Genomic DNA, 18209 nt, shown 5'->3' with positions numbered 1-18209 from the left:
TATCGATAAGTTTTTTTCAAATTATTTCAGTTATGAAAATACAATGGATGACAACTCAATATTCTTTTAAAAGAATAGTAAGAACCTTTTATTAAACCTAACTTTTTGATTGTTTCAATTGAATATTCGGAGCAAGAAATTTTAAATCGACAATGATTTCCAAGAAAAGGACTAACAAGTTTCTGATATATGGTTATTAAAAAAATTACAATTTTTGAGGAGAATGATAATATTGAGTCCATAACTTATTCAATGTTTTGTTAATTCTTCTATTTTCTAAATTTTTTAAATTTCTTTTTACTAAAACAATAAAGTCCATCTTTTTTAAGAAAAAAAGATTTAATCTAAAACATTCTCTAATTAGTCTCTTTATTCTATTTCGTTCAGAAGAATGTTTAATATTTTTTTTCGAAATTATTAAACCTATCCTTGGATATTGTAAAAAGTTTTCTTTAGCGAATATGACGATTCCATTATATGAAACCTTTTTTGGATTCTTAAAAGCTCTATCAAAAAATTTCTTTTTCGATAGTCTAAATTTTTTAGAAAATTTCATTTCTTCTTCTTTTCCGAAGATACAGTTATCTTAACTCTTCTTTTAGATCTTCGACGAGATAAAATGATTCTACCGCTTTTCTTCGACATTCTACTACGAAATCCATGAGTTCGAAGTCTCTTTAATATAGAAGGTTGGAAAGTGCGTTTCATGAAGTTTCTTATTAAGAAATAAGTGATGTTAAAAAAACTATTTAAGATAAACGTTTAAAAAATATTCCTTTCGTTTCAAATTTTCATAACCTTTTTAAATTTTACCATCTATTAAAATTTAATCAAACTATGAAAGATTAGTGTAAAAATATTCTATAACTTACATTACATATTTGAATTTTAAAATAAGAGAAGAAAGCAAATATTATTCCATTTGGAATACATCTGATTTATTTAATATGGAAATTGCCATTCAAACTGAGATAAAAGAAAAATCTCATTTTTTGTTAATCTCATCCTTCAGTTTGAAATTATGTTGATACAATTAACTTTCCACGTTTTATAAAAGAACCTTCTTCTTAGAAGAATCTAAACATATAGATCACACAATTTCAATAGTTTATCAAATTACTTCTTATTCGAGTCATTTTTTGATATTTTTATATATCGTCGATTTATGAATATAAATTTTATTTTTCAAAATTGCTAGTTTGATCTTCAAATATAATTTTTGAGATATTTCTAGCATTCAAATGATCTGTTTATATTATATATCATTCATTATATATTTATGATTTTTAAATTAGTTCAAGTGCATGATATCGTTTTTAAAAAAGATGAACATAATTTCATTTTACGAACATATATAATTTAAAGAATCAAACAAATTGCGAATCAGATATGAAATTTATCATTCAAAAAGAGATTTTATTTAAATCGATGAAAAAAATATACGGAGTAGCTAATAGCAAAATCACAAATTTTTCTTGTGATAAAATTTTGTTATCAGTAAAAGATAATATTCTTAGTTTAACTTATTTAGATTCTGAAATTGGGATAATAGCTAAAGTTAAATTAATGTATTCTGACCAAGATGGATCGATTGTAGTTTCCATACGAAAGTTCTTTAACATCTGTTTAAATTCTCAACCAAAGTCTAAAATCTATTTCTTTTTTAACAAAAAAAATCTTATTATATTTTACGGAAGAAGTAAATTTTCAATTTTAGTATTTTCTGAATTTGATTTTCCAAAATTAGTTATTTGGAACGCAAATTCAAATTTTAAGATCTCTCAAATGGAATGGAAAAGACTGATTTTGTCAACTAAGATCTCGATGGGTTTTCAAGATGCAAGATATTATTTAAATAGTATGCTTCTAGAAAAAAGGGAGAATTATATCAAAATGGTTTCTACAGATGGACATAGATTGTCTGCAAGTTACGTAAAAATCCAATTTGGAAGTCAAAATGATTTCTCCGTTCTTTTATCAAGAAGAAGTATTGTTGAATGTCTTAAATTATTGGAAAATAATGATGATTTTTTGCAAGTTTTTATTGGAGAAAAAGATTTTAGAATGGATATCAATAATATTTCCTTTCATGCCAAGCTAATAAATGGAAATTTTCCAAATTATGAAAGTGTTTTATCAAGAAACAAAAAAAAGATTGTCACTGTAAATCGTATTCTTTTTAAAGAAATGTGTTCTAGAGCTTTAATATTATTAAATGATAAAAATCAGAATGCATGTTTTGTTTTTGAAAATAATTTAATAAGAATTACTACAAAAAATTTTGATCAAGGAGAATACGAAGAATCTATCGATTCTCAGTATCAAGATTCTCCTGTCAAAATTTATTTAAATATCAAATATGTTCTAGATGTTCTTAACATTATTCAATGTGAGAATGTGAAGATAGAAATAACGGATTCTATCTCATATATTAGAATACAAGGTATATCGAATCGATTGTCTTTTTATGTTATTATGCCAATAAGAATATGATTCAACTATATAAAAATTGAATATAAATCAATAGAAAAATTATTTTGAATTCTCTAAAAATTTATGAAGTTATTTAAATATTTTTGACTGTAAAAAAAGTTTATTTTGATTTATAAAAAATATGTTTTTCTTTTTTAGTACAAAATAAGATATTTATATAGATATTTATTAGAAAATTAATCTTTAAAATTCATAAATTTTATCTGTTTAGATCTCTAATTTGAAAGTATTAATAGAGATTTATTTGAAAACGATTTTTCATATTCATAATACATGAAAAAATTAATTGAAAAATGGTTTTCATTCTGATAAGAAACGAATAATGATAAAACCATTAAAGAAAAGAGATACTTTGAATGAAAACGGATATTTACAACTCTTCAAATATAAAAGTTCTGAAAGGTTTAGAAGCAGTTAGAAAACGTCCCGGAATGTATATCGGAGATACAGATGATGGAACTGGTCTACATCATATGGTATTTGAGGTAATTTATAATTCTATAGATGAAGCATTAGAAGGATATTGTAATAGAATTGATCTCACGATACATGAAGATAACTCAATTTCAGTGCTAGATAATGGAAGAGGGATACCTACAGATCTTCATCAAGAAGGAGTATCTGCAGCAGAAGTAATTATGACATTTTTACATGCTGGGGGGAAGTTTGACAATCAAACTTATAAAGTTTCTGGTGGGCTACATGGAGTCGGAATATCAGTAGTAAACGCACTTTCCTCGAGACTAAAATTAGTTATTTTTAGAGAAGGCAAAAAATATCAACAAAATTATAAATTTGGAAAACCAATTTCTCCTTTGACAGAGATAGGAACTACTAAAGTTCGAGGAACTTTTATCCATTTTTGGCCGGACTTACAAATTTTTAAAAATGTTCATACATTTAAGTATAGTAGCTTGTTAAATCGCATGCAGGAGTTATCTTTTCTAAATTCCAATATCTCGATTCATTTAACCGATATTAGAAACAACAAGAAGATACGTCTTCGTAATAAAGGAGGGATCAGATCATTTATCAAATATCTCAACTCGCAAAAGATACCAATCCATTCAAAAATTTTTTATTTCTTCGAAAAAGAAAAAGAAACTTCTATAGAAGTCGCGGTTCAATGGAATGAAGGTTTTCAGGAAAATGTTTTGTGCTACACAAACAATATTCCACAAAAAGAAGGAGGATCACATTTAATTGGATTTAGAAGCGCGATTACTAGAACTTTAAAAAAATATATTCAAAAACAACCAAAAAAAAATAAAACTAAAATAATAGGAGAAGATACTAGAGAAGGATTAACGGCTGTCATATCCGTAAAAACACCAAATCCAAAATTTTCTTCTCAAACAAAAGATAAATTAGTAACTTCAGAAATTAAGAGCATAGTTGAAAATTTAGTCAGTAAAAATCTAGATGAATATCTTTTGGAAAATCCAAGTGATACAAAATCAATTCTTGAAAAAATTTTAAGTTGTGCTCGTACTAGAGAAGCAGCTAAAAAAGCTAGAGAAATCAATAGAAAAAAAGGATCAATGATTTTGTCCAATCTCCCTGGAAAACTAGCAGATTGTAGAGAGAAGAATCCAGAGCTTTCGGAATTATATCTTGTTGAAGGAGACTCTGCAGGAGGTTCTGCAAAGCAGGGAAGAAATAGAAAAAATCAAGCTATTTTACCATTGAAAGGAAAGATTTTAAATGTTGAGAAATCTCAGTTAAATCGTATATTAAATTCTCAAGAAGTAGTTTCTTTAACAACAGCTTTAGGATGTGGAATCGGAGAAAAAGAGCATAATCCAGATAAGCTAAGATATCATAGTGTCATTATTATGACAGATGCTGATGTGGATGGTTCTCATATACGTACTCTTCTATTAACTTTCTTTTATAGACAAATGCCAGAAATAATTAAGAGAGGACATATTTATATAGCTCAACCTCCTCTTTATAAAATAAAAAAAGGAAAGATGAATCATTATATACAAGATGAATTGAAAATGAATGAATATTTGATTTCCTATATTTCAGAAGACACTACGATGTATGTGAACTCTTCATCAAAGTTAATTTTGAAGGGAAAAGAGCTAAAAAAGATTATTATTCAATATAAGTATATACAAAATATTATTAAGAGCTGTGAGAAAAAATACTCAAAAATATTTTTAGAAAGTTTAATATATCAAAGAGTTTTAGATGAAAATTGCTTCAGAAATCAAAAAAAGTTAAAGGATTGGGCAGAGATTTTAATAAAATATCTGAAGAAAAAAAATAGGATTGGAGAAAAGTACAACTATTGTATTCGAAGAAGTACTCAATGTGATTCATATTTTGATTTAATCATTTCAATTGAAAGATATGGAAAAAGAGAAAATTATTTAATTGATCGCGCATTTATCGAAAGTTATGAATATAAAATCATTTCTGAAAATAGTGCATTCTTTTTTAATTTGAATGAAAAATCAATTATTTATCTCAAAAAAGGTAAGAATAATCTTCAATTTTTCTCTTTTGAAGAAGCTTTGATTTGGTTATATAAAAAATCTCTTAAAGGATTGGTGATTCAAAGATATAAGGGATTAGGAGAAATGAATCCGAAACAATTATGGGAAACTACGATGAATCCAAAAACTCGTAAACTAGTACAAGTTAAAATAAAAGATGCTATCGAAGCTAATCGATTGTTCTCAATATTGATGGGCAATGAAGTAGAAAAAAGAAGATATTTTATTGAGAAGAATGCAATTGAAGTAAAGAATATTGATATATAGAAATTAATAATGATTTTTCTCAAAAGGATTTCTCAATTTTTCTTTTTGATTAATATTTTTAACATTCTTCTCAAAGGTTCTGCCGATCCCCATAATAATTGATCACCCACTGAGAATAGAGAAATATACTTTTTTCCAAATTTCATTTTTCGAATTCTTCCCACATTGATATCTAAGGTTCCCATAACCTTTGATTGAGTTAATTTTTTTAAAGTTTCTTTTTTCTCGTTAGGAACAATATTTATCCATTCATGGTTTTTTTTTAAAATTTCTTGTATATTCTGAATTGAAATGTTTCTTTTTAGTTTTATTAAAAAAGATTGACCATGACATCTAACAGATCCGACTCGTACACATGTACTATCGATCGATATTAGGTTGTTCTTATTAAGTCCTAAAATTCTGTTAACTTCATTCTGAATTTTCCATTCTTCTGAGGTTCTTCCATCATACAAAATATTTTCTTTTCCAATCCAAGGAATTGTATTAACTACTAAAGACAACTCTTTTTCTTTAGAATATTTTTGAATGTAGGAAAGAAACTCTTTTTCTATCGATTTTTTCAAATTAGATTTGCTTAGATAACTTTTATAAAATTCTTTGGATATTTCTTCAATTTGTTCAATCAGTCTTAAAATAGCATTCGATCCAGCTCCAGAAACGGATTGATAAGTGGATACGGAAATCCATTCAATAAGATTTTTTCGAAAGAGTTCTATTAAAGACATCAGCATTAGATTAACGACACAATTTCCACTTACGAACGTCTTCACACCACTTTCTAAAGATTGATAAATCTTTTTTTTGTTTATTGGATCTAGAACTATTAAACTTTCTTCTAACCTTCTTATAGAAGAAGCAGAATCTAACCAATATCCTTTCCAATGGGTTTTTTTTAATTTGAAATACATTTGATTTGTATAATAATTTCCTGCACAGCAAACTATAATATCTAAAGATGATAAAACATCTAAATCAAATGCATCGAGTATTTTTTTTGTTTTTTGTTCATATATAACAGATCTTTCTTTTCCAAATTGAGATGTACTTAAAAAGAAAGGATTTATACTCTTAAAATCTCCTTGTTCTCTCATCCTTTTCAATAAGACAGATCCTACCATACCTCTCCATCCAATAAATCCAACGTTATACATAAATTGTCTCGAATTCAAACAGGTGAGTTAAAATTATTCCTTTTGTTTACTTTCCATCTCTTTTGCAAGTATTCTACGATTTTTTTAGATATTTTAGAAGAACTTGTAAGAAACGATTCTCTGAATAAAACAACCCCATCTATTTCCGAAATATTATCGTTAAAATCTAATTGTTTTTTAATTTCTGTAATTCCGTAGTTTTCAAACCAATCAGGTTCTTTTAAACTATAAGTCCCAGCTTTATATAAAGCTAATCCGATGCATAATTTAGTTCTTGAACTTTTGATAAGATCAGCCCACCATTTCACTAATACGTTATACTTAGCAATTTTGTAAGAAGAAGACCAATATATTTGGGGAATTACATAATCTAAGATTCCACTTTTGATCCATAATTTAATATCTGCATAACAAGAATCATACGAAGAATTTTTAGAATCAGTGTTGGATCCTGAAGGATCGTTGCCAACATTTCTCCATATACCCATCGGGCTCACTCCAAATTTTACGTTAGGTTTAATAGCATGAACTTTTTTATATACTTCTCTAACTAGAAGAAAAGTATTATTTCTTCTCCAATTTTCCTTATTGGAAAATCGATTGGAATACTTATAGTACGTATCATCATCTTCTAATTTTGAAAAAGAATCTTCATAATAAAAGTAATCATCAAAATGAATTCCGTCCACATCGTAAAATTTTACAATCTCTTCGACTATTTTAATGATCCACTTACGAACTTCTGGTAGACCTGGATCCAATACAAATTGATTGTGAGAAATTTTTATCCAATTATTATGTTTAACGTATACGCTTGGTAAACAAGAAAAAGCAGTATCTTTCAAAGATGATATAGTTTTTGAATCTGTTTTCGTGGAAACTCTATATGGATTTAACCAAGCATGTATTTTTAGATTTCTTTTATGTGCTTCTTTTATGATAAATTTTAGTGGATCATATCCAGGATCTTTTCCAATTTTTCCAGTCAATACATTTGACCAAGGTAAAATACGAGATCGATACAAAGATGTTCCATCTGGCTTTACCTGAAAAAAAATTGTATTAATTCCAATTTTTCTCAGACTATTCAACTTTTTTATTAAGCTATTTTTTTGTTGTTTTATTCTTCTATCAATAGAAGTTCGAAAAAATGAAGTCGATGATGATGAATGAGGCCAATCTAACCCAAATATTGTAGCTATCCATATTCCTCTTATACCTGAAGAGTCAGCTTGTTTTTCAAACAAAGTACAAAGAAAAAGACTTAAAATTAATATGTATAAAATGTATAACCAAAAATTTCTATAATGATTTTTTGACCTGCTTTCTAAAGATAGATCATACTTGTCTTTCACTGTCATATAAATCTTCATTATTAAATCAGTTCGTGTTCATGATATTGCCAAATCATTTTATTCAAACTGTATTTTAAAACATTATAAAAAATATAAAAGTCAAACAGAAAAGTAATATCTTTTAAAAAAAATTATCATTTTATATGGAAACTCTTTAGTTTTTTTAAAAAAATTAATTAAGAATTGATTTTAGATGTGGATAATAATCAATTTAAAAATCTACGATCTGATAAATATTAATAAATTTTTTGATTAAGCATATCTTGAATCTGAATAAAATTAACTACATATGTTATAAAGATATTCATTATTAATGAATTTACCCATTATGAGATACATCGGTCATAACTAATTAAAAATTTTTTGTTAAAAAAATGAAAAAAACAATTCTAGGAAAAGTTTTTATTGTTTCAGCACCGAGTGGAACAGGAAAATCCAGTTTATTAAGAGCTTTAGCAAAAAAGATTCAGAGAAATACAAAGTTCTCTATTTCATATACTACTAGAAAAATTAGACCTAAAGAGACAAATGCGAAGAATTATTTCTTTGTTAGTGTTGAAGAATTTCAGAGAATGATTAGAAGAAGTGATTTTTTGGAATATGCTTCCATTTTTGGAAACTATTATGGTACTCCAAAAAGATTTGTTGAAGATAATATTAAGTTAGGTTTTGATGTAATTTTAGAAATTGATTGGATAGGAACTAAAAAAGTACTTAAAGAAATTCCATCTTCAAAAAGTATATTTATCCTACCTCCGTGTAAAAAAACTCTTCGAAAGAGATTATTGGATAGAAAACAAGACGACAGAGAATCAATACAATTTAGAATGCAAAATGTTGTGAAAGAGATTAAGAATTGCCCGAAGTATCACTATATAGTTATTAACGATAATTTTGATTCAGCTCTTCAAGATCTTCATTCGATCATTACATCAGAACATCTTAGATCAAAAGAGCAAATCATAAGAAATCAAGATTTAATCTATAATTTTTTTAAGAACGATATATTTTATGAAAATTAACTTTAAAGAAATCTTCTAAATTTTTTAATTTTATAAAATTCAAATAATTCTTTAAATACCCTTTATTTTTAGTTAAAACGAAATGAACAAAAATCGCATTCAACTAGAAGATTTGGATCATATTTCAGTAGAAAAGATTAATAAAATCAGTTTTTTAGAAAAAAGGAAGTTAAATCGTGCTGGAATAAATAGCATTTTAGATCTAATTTTTTATTTTCCTAAAAACTATAAAGATCAAACTAAATTATCTTTGATCAATGAGTTGAAGAATGGAGAAGAAGCTTTTGTAACAGCAAAAGTGTTCAGAAAAAATTTGAAAGAAAAAAAAAATCAAGTTGAAATATATCTTCGGGATCGTTCTGGAGAATTAATAGTTAAATTTTTCAATAGTTCCTTTCTAAGGAAGAAATTTTTTAAAAAGAATTCCTATATTCAAGTATATGGAAAAGCATATCGTCAAAAAAATAAAATTTTTATGATTCATCCCGAATATAAAATATTGAACTCTTTTTCAAATTTCTCTTTATGTAATTTTTTAACTCCAATTTATCCAAATATTTCTGGAATACGTCAAGATAAGATTCATAAAATAATAAAAAAATCAATTAGAATGATTGATCACTGCATAGTTCAAGATTTAATTCCTAAACCGTTCAATAAAAATTTTATAAGATTTCAACAAGCAATTAAAAATATTCATCATCCAAATTCTAGATGTTCTTTGAACGAGTTGAAGAAATATCAACACCCTGCTCAGAAAAGATTAATATTTGAGGAATTACTAGCTTTTCAGTTATCTTTTCTGAAAATAAAAAAAAGAAACTTTCTTTTATCTGCAACACCGTTAATTGTAAAACAATCAATTAAAAAGAAGATCATCCAAAATCTTCCATATTCTCTGACAAATTCTCAGAAAAATGCAATCAAGGAAATTGAATCAGATTTATCAAAAAATGTACCTATGAAAAGGTTATTATATGGAGATGTAGGTACAGGAAAAACGATAGTTGCTTTATTTTCTTCACTTTGTGCTATTTCTAACGAAAAGCAAGTGGCTCTTATGACTCCTACCGAAATACTTGCTAAACAACATGCAGATTTCTTTAAAAAAATTCTAAAACCAATTGGAAAAAGAGTAATTCAATTATGTAAAGATTCCGATAGAAAGAATTACGAATCCAAACTAGATGAAATTAAGAAAGGAAAAGCTTTAGTAATTATTGGAACACATTCTATATTTCAAGACAAAATTGATTTTTGTTCTTTATCCTTAGTTATTATTGATGAACAACATCGTTTTGGTGTAAGTCAAAGATCAAAGCTATTAAAAAAAGGTAAATTGTGTGGAACACATGTACATCAGTTAATTATGACGGCCACTCCTATCCCTAGAACACTATCAATGCAAATTTATGCGAATCTTGATGCTTCTTCGATTGATAATCTTCATAATCCAAAAAGAATTCCAGTGCGTACTATAATCATTTCAAATATCAGAAGAGATGAATTAATTTATCGTATTAAAAATATATTCGAAAAAAAAAAAAATAAAAGTTTATTGGATATGTACTGTAATTGAAAAATCAAAAAATTCAGATGTGAAATCTTTAGTAGAAATCGATTATAAATTAAGAGAATCTTTTTCTAAAATAAAGATTGGATCGATTCACGGAAAAATGAGAGCAGAAGATAAAAGAAAAATAATTTCTGATTTTCGAAGAAACCAAATACAAATCTTGATTTCCACTACAATAGTAGAAGTAGGTTTAGACATTCCAGATGCTAATCTAATGGTTATCGAGAATCCGGAAAGATTAGGATTATCTCAATTACATCAACTCAGAGGAAGAGTAGGAAGAAATAGTAATCAGGAATCTTTTTGTATACTTCTATATTCTTCTTCTATAAATAAAGCAGCAAGATTTAGATTAAATATGTTCAAAAAAAATCTAGAAGGTCTTCAAATAGCTAGAAAAGATCTCTCAATAAGAGGACCTGGAGAAAATTTAGGAATTAAACAGAAGGGTCATCCTTCTTTTAAGATCGCCAATTTAAAGAGAGATGCTCAATTGTTTTGCCAAGTCAAAGATGTAGCACGATGTATAAGTAAGAAAGATGGAAATCTTTCAGAAAGAATAATAAAAAGATGGAAAATCAAATAATAGGAAATATTGTTCAAATATATAAAAATTCTTGATTTCTTTTTTTAAAAAAAGTTTAAAAGAAAATTTTCTAAACTTTTTTGAAACTTCTTAAATTTTTTATCTTTTCTAAATTCTATTCTAGAATAATTTGACCTAATCAATCCAATTTTGTGGCATGCAAATTTGATTGGAATGGGATTAATGGAGTATGAAAGTTTTATAATCAATGGTTTTAAATTGGAATATATCTTCTTTGCTTTCCTAATTTTTCCTAATCGAATGGAATAACAGATCTCAAATACTAAGTTTGCTGCGATGTTAGCAACTACGGAAATTACACCGTCCGCTCCTGCCAACATAAAATCGAAAAAATTCAGATCATTTCCGCTTAGTATAATGAAATCCTCGTTAACTACTTCCTTTATTTTAAGCATTCTTTTTAAATCAGGACTCGTTTCTTTAATTCCAATAATATTATCAATTTCAGATAGTCTGGAGATTGTTGATGGTGATAAATTTTGTTTAGTTCTGGAAGGAACATTATATAATAATATTTGAGAATCTTCAGAAGATTCAGCGATCTTCTTAAAATGAATATAAAGTTCCTCTTGAGAAAGAATAGTTTGAGATATTGGAGAGTTGATAAGACAACCTGATATTTTAGAACATTGAACCAATTTATTAGTTAAAATTGCTTCTTCTGTCGAAATAGAGTTGTTCCCTACAATAATTGGTATTTTATTATCAGAATATTCTACTGCAGAAAAAATAGTTTCTAAGTATTCTTTTCTTGTAATTTTAGAGAATTCACCAGTAGTTCCAAATATTACAATAGAATTTGTTTTTTCTCGAATATGATATTCAATTATTTTTTTTAAGCTTACTTTATCTATGTTTCCATCCTGTTTCATTGGAGTAACAATCGCAACAATATTTCCTAAAAAATTATTTCTATTTTTTTTTTGATGAGTTTTTTTCAAGAAGTTCTCCATTTTATTTTCATTCCAGCATTCAAATATCGTATACCAAAATAATAAATTTCTTTCAGATCAAAAATTTTTTAGAAAATTGCGTTCATTTCTATAGATTCGATTGCAGTATAAATAATTATAAAGATCTTTACTACTTATCCGTTTTAAAGATGTTTTAATGATTTTGTTCTTTAGAAAGTTCAATCTACAAAAGTATTCTCTATTTTTTTTAAAAAACATTTTTGAAAAAAATCGACCCCTTTCAAAATTATCTTCAGATCTTTTAATTTTATCAGATTTAAAAATCTCAATACATTTCATCACATTTTTATTATAGTAACATAGCTATGAAAATGAATTTATACATTTATAAATATAAGAATTTTCTTTAGTATTCATTTATAAATAATAAGAACTATTGGAAACATTCTTTCTGTATAAAACCTTATAAAACTCTTATTGTTCTAATATCTAGAAATTCTAAAAACTTTTTTAATTGTATTGAATTTTTTTGTTGAATAACTGTTTTCTGAATATCAACCAAAATAAATTTTTCATCTTAAATAACTTAATAAACGACGCATTTAAAATCATTTTTTACTATGAAATAGTATTTTCCTCAAGATCTGAAGAATATCTCAAAATCTTTGAAATTAATTAAAGATCATTTCCTTAAACTTAAATTTTTCTTGATTTTTGTTATAAATAGAAAAATCTTCTTCAAAAAAATATTTGTTTTTTAACTTAAAAAATTAACTGAAAGCACAATTTCTATAACTAAATCAGAATATACTTTGTTTAGAATTTTTCCAATTAAAAAATCAGAAGTCTGTTGATTATGATTAAATATAAAAGACCAATTTTTAAATCTTTCGATTATTTTTTATTTTGTACCAAAAATCTTATCTCCTGCATCTCCTAAACCAGGAATAATATAACCATTCTCATTTAATCTTTTGTCGATAGAAGCGGTATATAGTTCAATATCTGGATGAAAAAGCTTCAGTTTCTCTATTCCTTCTGGAGAAGAAACGATAACAATTACTTTAATGGATCTACATCCACATTTTTTTAACAATGAAATTGTAGAAAATATTGATCCTCCAGTTGCTAACATAGGATCTAAAACTAAAGCCATTCTCTTTTCAATATTTGAAGCTAACTTTTGGAAATATAAAATTGGTTTCAATGTTACTTTATCTCGATATACTCCTACCAGACTAATTCTTGCACTTGGAATGTTTTCCAAAACTCCGTCCATCATTCCAAGCCCAGCTCGTAATATTGGAACAACAGTAATTTTTTTTCCTTTTATTTTTTTTGCTTTTACTTTACCTAACGATCCATCAATTATGATTGTTTCAGTTTCTAAACTTGCCGTTGCTTCATAAGTCAACAAACTTCCTATTTCTGAAGAAAGTTCTCGAAAACTTTTAGTATTAATATCTTTGTGTCTCATTAATCCCAGTTTATGCTGGACTAAAGGATGTTTCACTTCAATAACTTTCATGATACATTGTTCCTTGTTTTTGAATAAAAATATCATTAAACTAGTTCCGACTGTTTATTTAACTATTTTTCTGAATTTTATTAAGTTAACATAAATAAAATCAACAGTTTTTTATAAAAACAGAAGATAGATATTGTACATTACAATCTCGTTCTATTTTATAGATATAGAACAATCATTCATACTTAAGTCACTTAAATATTAAAAAACTTCAATCTTAAAAAGATAATTTTTTATCTTTATGGACAATTAAAATTTTTTCCATTATTTAAATTTTTAGTTCTTCAAATCAAAAAGGATAAAAATATTTTTAATTAATTTTTAAAAACTGATCAAAAATCTTCAATATCTCACTTGTTCATTAAAATCTTTAAATAAATGACTTACGATTCTCCCTCCTTCTCTTTTGAGAGAAAGGTTATTGAAATTTTTTAATAAAAGTTGTTATCGAAAAAAATTTCTTGTACATAACTTTAAGATAAAATATGTTCTTAAATAAACAGATATAGAAAAATTTCTATAAATTTTTTCATAAAAGAGAGTGTTTAATAATTGGATATTTTTTATTTATATAGGAAAATATAATAGAAAAAATAATTTCTATTATTACGATAAGAATTTGGGGGATATGATTAACAGTGTTTTTTGTTCTCTCGTATAACTCATCTCGTAAAGACAGATATTTTTTAATAAGAAGAGTCAGAAAATTTTATAATGTTTTTTGAATATATTAGATAAAATTTTTATGAGATGTATTGACAGGGAAATTATAAATCTTTTAAAAATTTTTAAGTTAGTTTACTTTCTTAAAAAATTTTTATGAAATCCTATTTAAACTAAAATTCTTGAACGAAAAATTAATTTGATAAAAACCTTGTTATCACTGAAACGAAAGATGATCAGAAATCTAAGAGATCTCTAAATTCAAATTCATTTTAATGATGTAAAATATTAATAAGATCATGTTTCAATTATTGAATTGATGTTTAAAAAAATCATTTTACTAAAGAAAAAATTATTTGTAATTCACAATAAAAAAAATGATTAAATGAATCGAGAAAATCGATCTTTCTTCAAATTACATATGTGTTTTTTAATAAATATAATCGAATTTAATTATTTTAAATCGTTTAGATGATTATTTCTGAATTTTTCTTAAGGCTTTTCTCAAGTATCGTTTTAACGAAACAAACTGTTGAAAGATTGGAATAAAGTTTAAAAAAATTTTTAGATTTTATCTTGATTCAACGTTCCTTAGAAAAATTCGAATTATAATTTTTACAATTCGATTTACTCATAAAAATATTTATTTAATGAATTTTAAAAAATCATTATTATTTTCTTTATAGAATAATTTTAAAAATTTAGAAGAAAATTAAATGTGATAAACTCAAACATAACAATTAATTATTGAAGATAGAATTTTGGAAAAAATCATTAAAAGAGAGAAATATAATCAAGCTAAATTGAATCATGTGGAAGACATCTTCTCATCATCGATATGGAGATCTGTTAGAAACAGATGGATTTGGCCAACAATTAACCTTTGTACAGCTTTTATCGCTTCTAGGGTGATCGAAGTTTTTGAAAATACCATTTCTCATATTGTAACTCTAGCAACACTTATGCCAATAGTTGCTTGTGTAGGAGGAAATACAGGAAATCAAACTACAGCGATAATTATTCGCGCTATAGCATTACATCAAGTCAAAAAAAATAACATTTCTTTTCTCTTTTTAAGAGAATTAGGAGTTGCTTTAATTAATGGGATATTTTGTGGAAGTATTGCAGGAATAATTATTTATTTTCTGTATCATAGTATAAAAATGAGTTTTATTATGACGTTGGCCATGATTTTAAATTTGATGACTGCTGCTTTAATTGGTGTAGCAATACCTTTGATTATGATAAAGTCTGGAAAAGATCCAGCGATCGGATCTAGTGTGATTATTACTGCAATTACCGATACGAGCGGATTTTTTATATTTCTTTGGTTAGCTACTCTTTTTTTAATATAAGGAAATCTTAATGATTAAATTACTTTATAAAAGAAATTTTTGAAAAGAAATTATACTTAACCAAGTAGCGAGTTTTTTCGATTGAACTTTTGAAAATTCCATACAAGTTCATTCCTATTTATTAAAAATAAATTTTAAAAAATTTTATGTCTCAAGAAATAGAACTTTTATCTCCAGCCAGATCTGTAAAAAATATGAGATATGCTTTTCATTATGGAGCAAATGCTGTTTATGGAGGATTGCCTAGATATAGTTTAAGAGTAAGGAATAACGAACTAAATTCTAAAAAGTTAGTTCAATGCATACGAGAAGCACACGAGATGAAAAAAAAGTTTTATGTTGTAGCAAACATTATTTCGCATAATAATAAAGTTAAAACTTTTATAGATGATATATCCCCAATCGTTGAAATGAATCCAGATGCTATAATCGTATCCGATCCAGGAATGATTTTGTTAATTCAAAAAAAATTCCCAAAGATAAATATACATCTTTCAGTACAAGCAAATACAACAAATTTTTTATCTGTAAAATTTTGGAAAGATATTGGAATTAAACGCATCATTCTTGCTAGAGAGCTAACAACTAAAGAAATATACGAAATTCATAAAAATAATCCGAAAGTTGAACTAGAAGTATTTATTCATGGATCGCTTTGTATAGCATATTCCGGTCGTTGCTTGATCTCTTCATATTTAAAAAGAAAAGATTCTAATCAGGGTGTTTGTGACCATTCTTGCAGGAAAGCATTTTCTATCAAAAAAAATCGGAGAACATTAAAAAGACGTGATTTTAGCGAAGAAGAAGTATCTTCAGATATTGGAAGATTTCAGACAGATTCCAAAGTTCTTTCCATTATAGAAGATCAACACGGATCATACATTATGAATTCTAAAGATTTATGCGCTATAGAAAGTATTCGTGATTTGATAGAAGCTGGTGTTTCATCTTTTAAAATAGAAGGTAGATCAAAATCTACTTTTTATTGTGCTAGGACAACTCAAATCTACAGAAGAGCTATCGACGATGTTATTTCCGGAAAAAAAAATATTAACAAATCTTTAATTAGGATGTTAAATAATCTCTCTAACAGAGGATATACTTCTGGTTTCTTTAGAAAAGATCGATCTTGTGAATTTCATCAAAACTATGAAAGAAGTCACTCTCTATCTGCATCTCAAAAATTTGTAGGGGAATTTACTGGAAAATACAAAGAAGGATTTGCCGAAGTTCTGGTAAAAAATAAGTTTTGTGTAGGAAATAATCTTGAACTTATGAATTCAAAAAAAAATATTCAATTTTTCATAAAAAAAATATTTGATGAAAGATGGAACTCAATATTCTGTGCAAAAAATAATGAAATAGTCTATATTTCTCTTCCTGAGATAGAAAATCCATTTGATTTAAAATTTTCTATCCTTTTACTAAACTTAGAAAATGGCAATAAAACCGCAATATAATATATGACCTTTTTCGAATTTTTTTACAATTTTTTCGAAAAAATCTGTTTTTTCTTTTTAATTTAACAAATGGTACGTTTTACTTTTTGATATTCTTCTGCTCTTATTTTAGATGCTTCGATGAGAAGCTCTAATAAAATTTCCGTGTCTTTCCAACCTAAGCAGGGATCTGTAATAGATTGTCCATATCTTAAAAACTTCTTATTTTTTATTTTCTGCGACCCTTCTATTAGAAAGCTTTCAGCCATCACTCCGAAGATTTGACTTTTTTTGCTACATAATTGATCTATTACGTATTTTGCGACGTCCATCTGTTGATAAAATTTTTTTTGGCAGTTTCCATGACTCAAGTCAATTAGCAACTTTTCTGGAAGTTTCAATTTTCTCAATTTATAAGACGTCATTTCTATAAATTTTTTCTTATAATTTGGTTTTTTTCCTCCTCTCATTACGATATGACCGTATTTATTACCAGAAGTTCGATAAATTTTTATTTTTCCATATTGATCTTGATTTAAAATAACATGTTTCATTCTAGATGACAGAATTGCATTAATAGCTACATTGATATCACCATTTGTTCCATTCTTAAATCCTATTGGAAATGGTAAAGCAGAAGCCATTTGTCTGTGTATTGGACTTTCTACTGTTCTTGCACCAATAGAACCCCAACTAATTAAATCTGATAGATATTGAAAAATTGTTGTGTCTAGAAATTCAGTTGCAACAGGTAATCCTAGTTGATTAATGTTAATCAAAAGTTCTCTAGCAATTCTTAGACCCTTATTTACAAGGTAAGAATTATTAATTTCTGGATCTAAAACTAATCCCTTCCAACCAGAAACAGTTCTAGGTTTTTCAAAGTATGCTCTCATGACTATTTGTAAATGGTTTCGATAACGACTACACAATTTAGAAAGCATCTTTGCATATTCAAAAACAGAGTAATAATCATGAATCGAGCAAGGACCAATTATTACCAATAATCTTTCATCTTTTCCTGATAGAATAGACATTATTTTTTTTCTGGATTTTTTTACATGCTTTGCAATATCTGAAGAAATAGGAAATTCGTTGAACAATTGAAACGGAGTAATCAAATTTTCTAAAAATTCAATTCTTAATTTCTTATTTCTGTACATTTTTTTTACTCCGTTATAATAAACAAATTATTAAATAACTAAACGAATCTATCTTTTTAAGAAATTAGATAGACTTAAAAATTTTAATTGATCTAATAGATAAGAAAGATCTTTCTCATGAAATCTTTTAAAAAATTGAAATATTTTTATAACAAAATACCATGCG

General features: G+C 26.2%; 14 protein-coding genes and 1 pseudogene. 7 read left to right on the top strand and 8 right to left on the bottom strand.

Going from position 1 to position 18209, the window contains the following annotated elements:
* Positions 1 to 26: 26 nt before the first annotated feature.
* The 3 genes from yidD to rpmH are packed head-to-tail and all read right to left on the bottom strand — an operon-like array spanning position 27 to position 708.
* On the bottom strand, positions 27 to 242 hold the full coding sequence (yidD, locus tag AOE55_RS00735) for a membrane protein insertion efficiency factor YidD (protein WP_013087560.1): 216 nt from the start codon (positions 240 to 242) through the stop codon (positions 27 to 29).
* Positions 206 to 556, bottom strand: a complete 351-nt coding sequence (gene rnpA, locus AOE55_RS00730; RefSeq protein ID WP_013087833.1) for a ribonuclease P protein component — start codon at positions 554 to 556, stop codon at positions 206 to 208. The genes yidD and rnpA overlap by 37 nt, the downstream gene beginning before the upstream one ends.
* On the bottom strand, positions 553 to 708 hold the full coding sequence (rpmH, locus tag AOE55_RS00725; protein ID WP_013087682.1) for a 50S ribosomal protein L34: 156 nt from the start codon (positions 706 to 708) through the stop codon (positions 553 to 555). The genes rnpA and rpmH overlap by 4 nt, the downstream gene beginning before the upstream one ends.
* A gap of 681 nt (positions 709 to 1389) precedes the next feature.
* On the opposite strand from rpmH, the gene dnaN reads away from it, so the two are divergent.
* Positions 1390 to 2493, top strand: a complete 1104-nt coding sequence (gene dnaN / locus AOE55_RS00720; RefSeq protein WP_013087429.1) for a DNA polymerase III subunit beta — start codon at positions 1390 to 1392, stop codon at positions 2491 to 2493.
* 356 nt (positions 2494 to 2849) lie between these two features.
* Positions 2850 to 5267, top strand: coding sequence for a DNA topoisomerase (ATP-hydrolyzing) subunit B (gene gyrB / locus AOE55_RS00715; protein WP_013087818.1), 2418 nt, complete (start codon positions 2850 to 2852; stop codon positions 5265 to 5267).
* 32 nt (positions 5268 to 5299) lie between these two features.
* On the opposite strand, the gene asd is transcribed toward gyrB, so the two are convergent.
* Both asd and AOE55_RS00705 read right to left on the bottom strand, forming a co-directional pair.
* On the bottom strand, positions 5300 to 6421 hold the full coding sequence (gene asd / locus AOE55_RS00710) for an aspartate-semialdehyde dehydrogenase (protein ID WP_013087587.1): 1122 nt from the start codon (positions 6419 to 6421) through the stop codon (positions 5300 to 5302).
* Positions 6422 to 6435: 14 nt separating this feature from the next.
* A complete protein-coding gene (locus AOE55_RS00705; protein WP_013087418.1) occupies positions 6436 to 7782 on the bottom strand; it encodes a glycoside hydrolase family 10-like protein in 1347 nt (448 codons plus the stop codon).
* A 368-nt stretch (positions 7783 to 8150) separates the two neighbouring features.
* On the opposite strand from AOE55_RS00705, the gene gmk reads away from it, so the two are divergent.
* The 3 genes from gmk (at position 8151) to AOE55_RS00690 (ending at position 10960) form a co-directional block, all read left to right on the top strand.
* On the top strand, positions 8151 to 8798 hold the full coding sequence (gmk, locus tag AOE55_RS00700) for a guanylate kinase (protein ID WP_080611644.1): 648 nt from the start codon (positions 8151 to 8153) through the stop codon (positions 8796 to 8798).
* Between the two features lie 82 nt (positions 8799 to 8880).
* On the top strand, positions 8881 to 10377 hold the full coding sequence (locus tag AOE55_RS00695) for a DEAD/DEAH box helicase (protein WP_013087457.1): 1497 nt from the start codon (positions 8881 to 8883) through the stop codon (positions 10375 to 10377).
* On the top strand, positions 10313 to 10960 hold the full coding sequence (locus tag AOE55_RS00690) for a helicase-related protein (protein WP_155760507.1): 648 nt from the start codon (positions 10313 to 10315) through the stop codon (positions 10958 to 10960). Before AOE55_RS00695 ends, AOE55_RS00690 begins: the two co-directional genes overlap by 65 nt.
* Before the next feature lie 44 nt (positions 10961 to 11004).
* On the opposite strand, the gene dapA is transcribed toward AOE55_RS00690, so the two are convergent.
* Together dapA and upp are read right to left on the bottom strand one after the other, a co-directional pair.
* Positions 11005 to 11922 carry a 4-hydroxy-tetrahydrodipicolinate synthase gene (gene dapA, locus AOE55_RS00685; protein WP_196769131.1) on the bottom strand — a complete coding sequence of 306 codons (918 nt, stop codon included), beginning with the start codon at positions 11920 to 11922 and terminating at the stop codon, positions 11005 to 11007.
* A gap of 874 nt (positions 11923 to 12796) precedes the next feature.
* Positions 12797 to 13423, bottom strand: a complete 627-nt coding sequence (gene upp, locus AOE55_RS00675) for a uracil phosphoribosyltransferase (RefSeq protein ID WP_013087476.1) — start codon at positions 13421 to 13423, stop codon at positions 12797 to 12799.
* Between the two features lie 1466 nt (positions 13424 to 14889).
* Here upp and AOE55_RS00670 point away from each other — a divergent pair.
* Positions 14890 to 15441, top strand: a pseudogene (locus AOE55_RS00670) (magnesium transporter); the annotation flags it as partial.
* A 146-nt stretch (positions 15442 to 15587) separates the two neighbouring features.
* On the top strand, positions 15588 to 16901 hold the full coding sequence (gene trhP, locus AOE55_RS00665) for a prephenate-dependent tRNA uridine(34) hydroxylase TrhP (RefSeq protein WP_013087835.1): 1314 nt from the start codon (positions 15588 to 15590) through the stop codon (positions 16899 to 16901).
* A gap of 62 nt (positions 16902 to 16963) precedes the next feature.
* Here trhP and AOE55_RS00660 read toward each other — a convergent pair whose 3' ends face one another.
* Positions 16964 to 18043 carry a 3-deoxy-7-phosphoheptulonate synthase gene (locus AOE55_RS00660; RefSeq protein WP_080611639.1) on the bottom strand — a complete coding sequence of 360 codons (1080 nt, stop codon included), beginning with the start codon at positions 18041 to 18043 and terminating at the stop codon, positions 16964 to 16966.
* Positions 18044 to 18209: the final 166 nt, after the last annotated feature.

Source organism: Candidatus Riesia pediculicola (assembly GCF_002073915.1).
Lineage (GTDB): Bacteria > Pseudomonadota > Gammaproteobacteria > Enterobacterales > Enterobacteriaceae > Riesia > Riesia pediculicola.
Note: the sequence above shows the minus strand (reverse complement) of the source record. Positions and strands in the feature narration are given on the sequence as shown.

Coding starts and splice junctions, on each gene's coding strand:
- yidD (WP_013087560.1), bottom strand. CDS start 242: ATGGACTCAATATTATCATTCTCCTCAAAAATTGTAATTTTTTTAATA.
- rnpA (WP_013087833.1), bottom strand. CDS start 556: ATGAAATTTTCTAAAAAATTTAGACTATCGAAAAAGAAATTTTTTGAT.
- rpmH (WP_013087682.1), bottom strand. CDS start 708: ATGAAACGCACTTTCCAACCTTCTATATTAAAGAGACTTCGAACTCAT.
- dnaN (WP_013087429.1), top strand. CDS start 1,390: ATGAAATTTATCATTCAAAAAGAGATTTTATTTAAATCGATGAAAAAA.
- gyrB (WP_013087818.1), top strand. CDS start 2,850: ATGAAAACGGATATTTACAACTCTTCAAATATAAAAGTTCTGAAAGGT.
- asd (WP_013087587.1), bottom strand. CDS start 6,421: ATGTATAACGTTGGATTTATTGGATGGAGAGGTATGGTAGGATCTGTC.
- AOE55_RS00705 (WP_013087418.1), bottom strand. CDS start 7,782: ATGACAGTGAAAGACAAGTATGATCTATCTTTAGAAAGCAGGTCAAAA.
- gmk (WP_080611644.1), top strand. CDS start 8,151: ATGAAAAAAACAATTCTAGGAAAAGTTTTTATTGTTTCAGCACCGAGT.
- AOE55_RS00695 (WP_013087457.1), top strand. CDS start 8,881: ATGAACAAAAATCGCATTCAACTAGAAGATTTGGATCATATTTCAGTA.
- upp (WP_013087476.1), bottom strand. CDS start 13,423: ATGAAAGTTATTGAAGTGAAACATCCTTTAGTCCAGCATAAACTGGGA.
- trhP (WP_013087835.1), top strand. CDS start 15,588: ATGTCTCAAGAAATAGAACTTTTATCTCCAGCCAGATCTGTAAAAAAT.
- AOE55_RS00660 (WP_080611639.1), bottom strand. CDS start 18,043: ATGTACAGAAATAAGAAATTAAGAATTGAATTTTTAGAAAATTTGATT.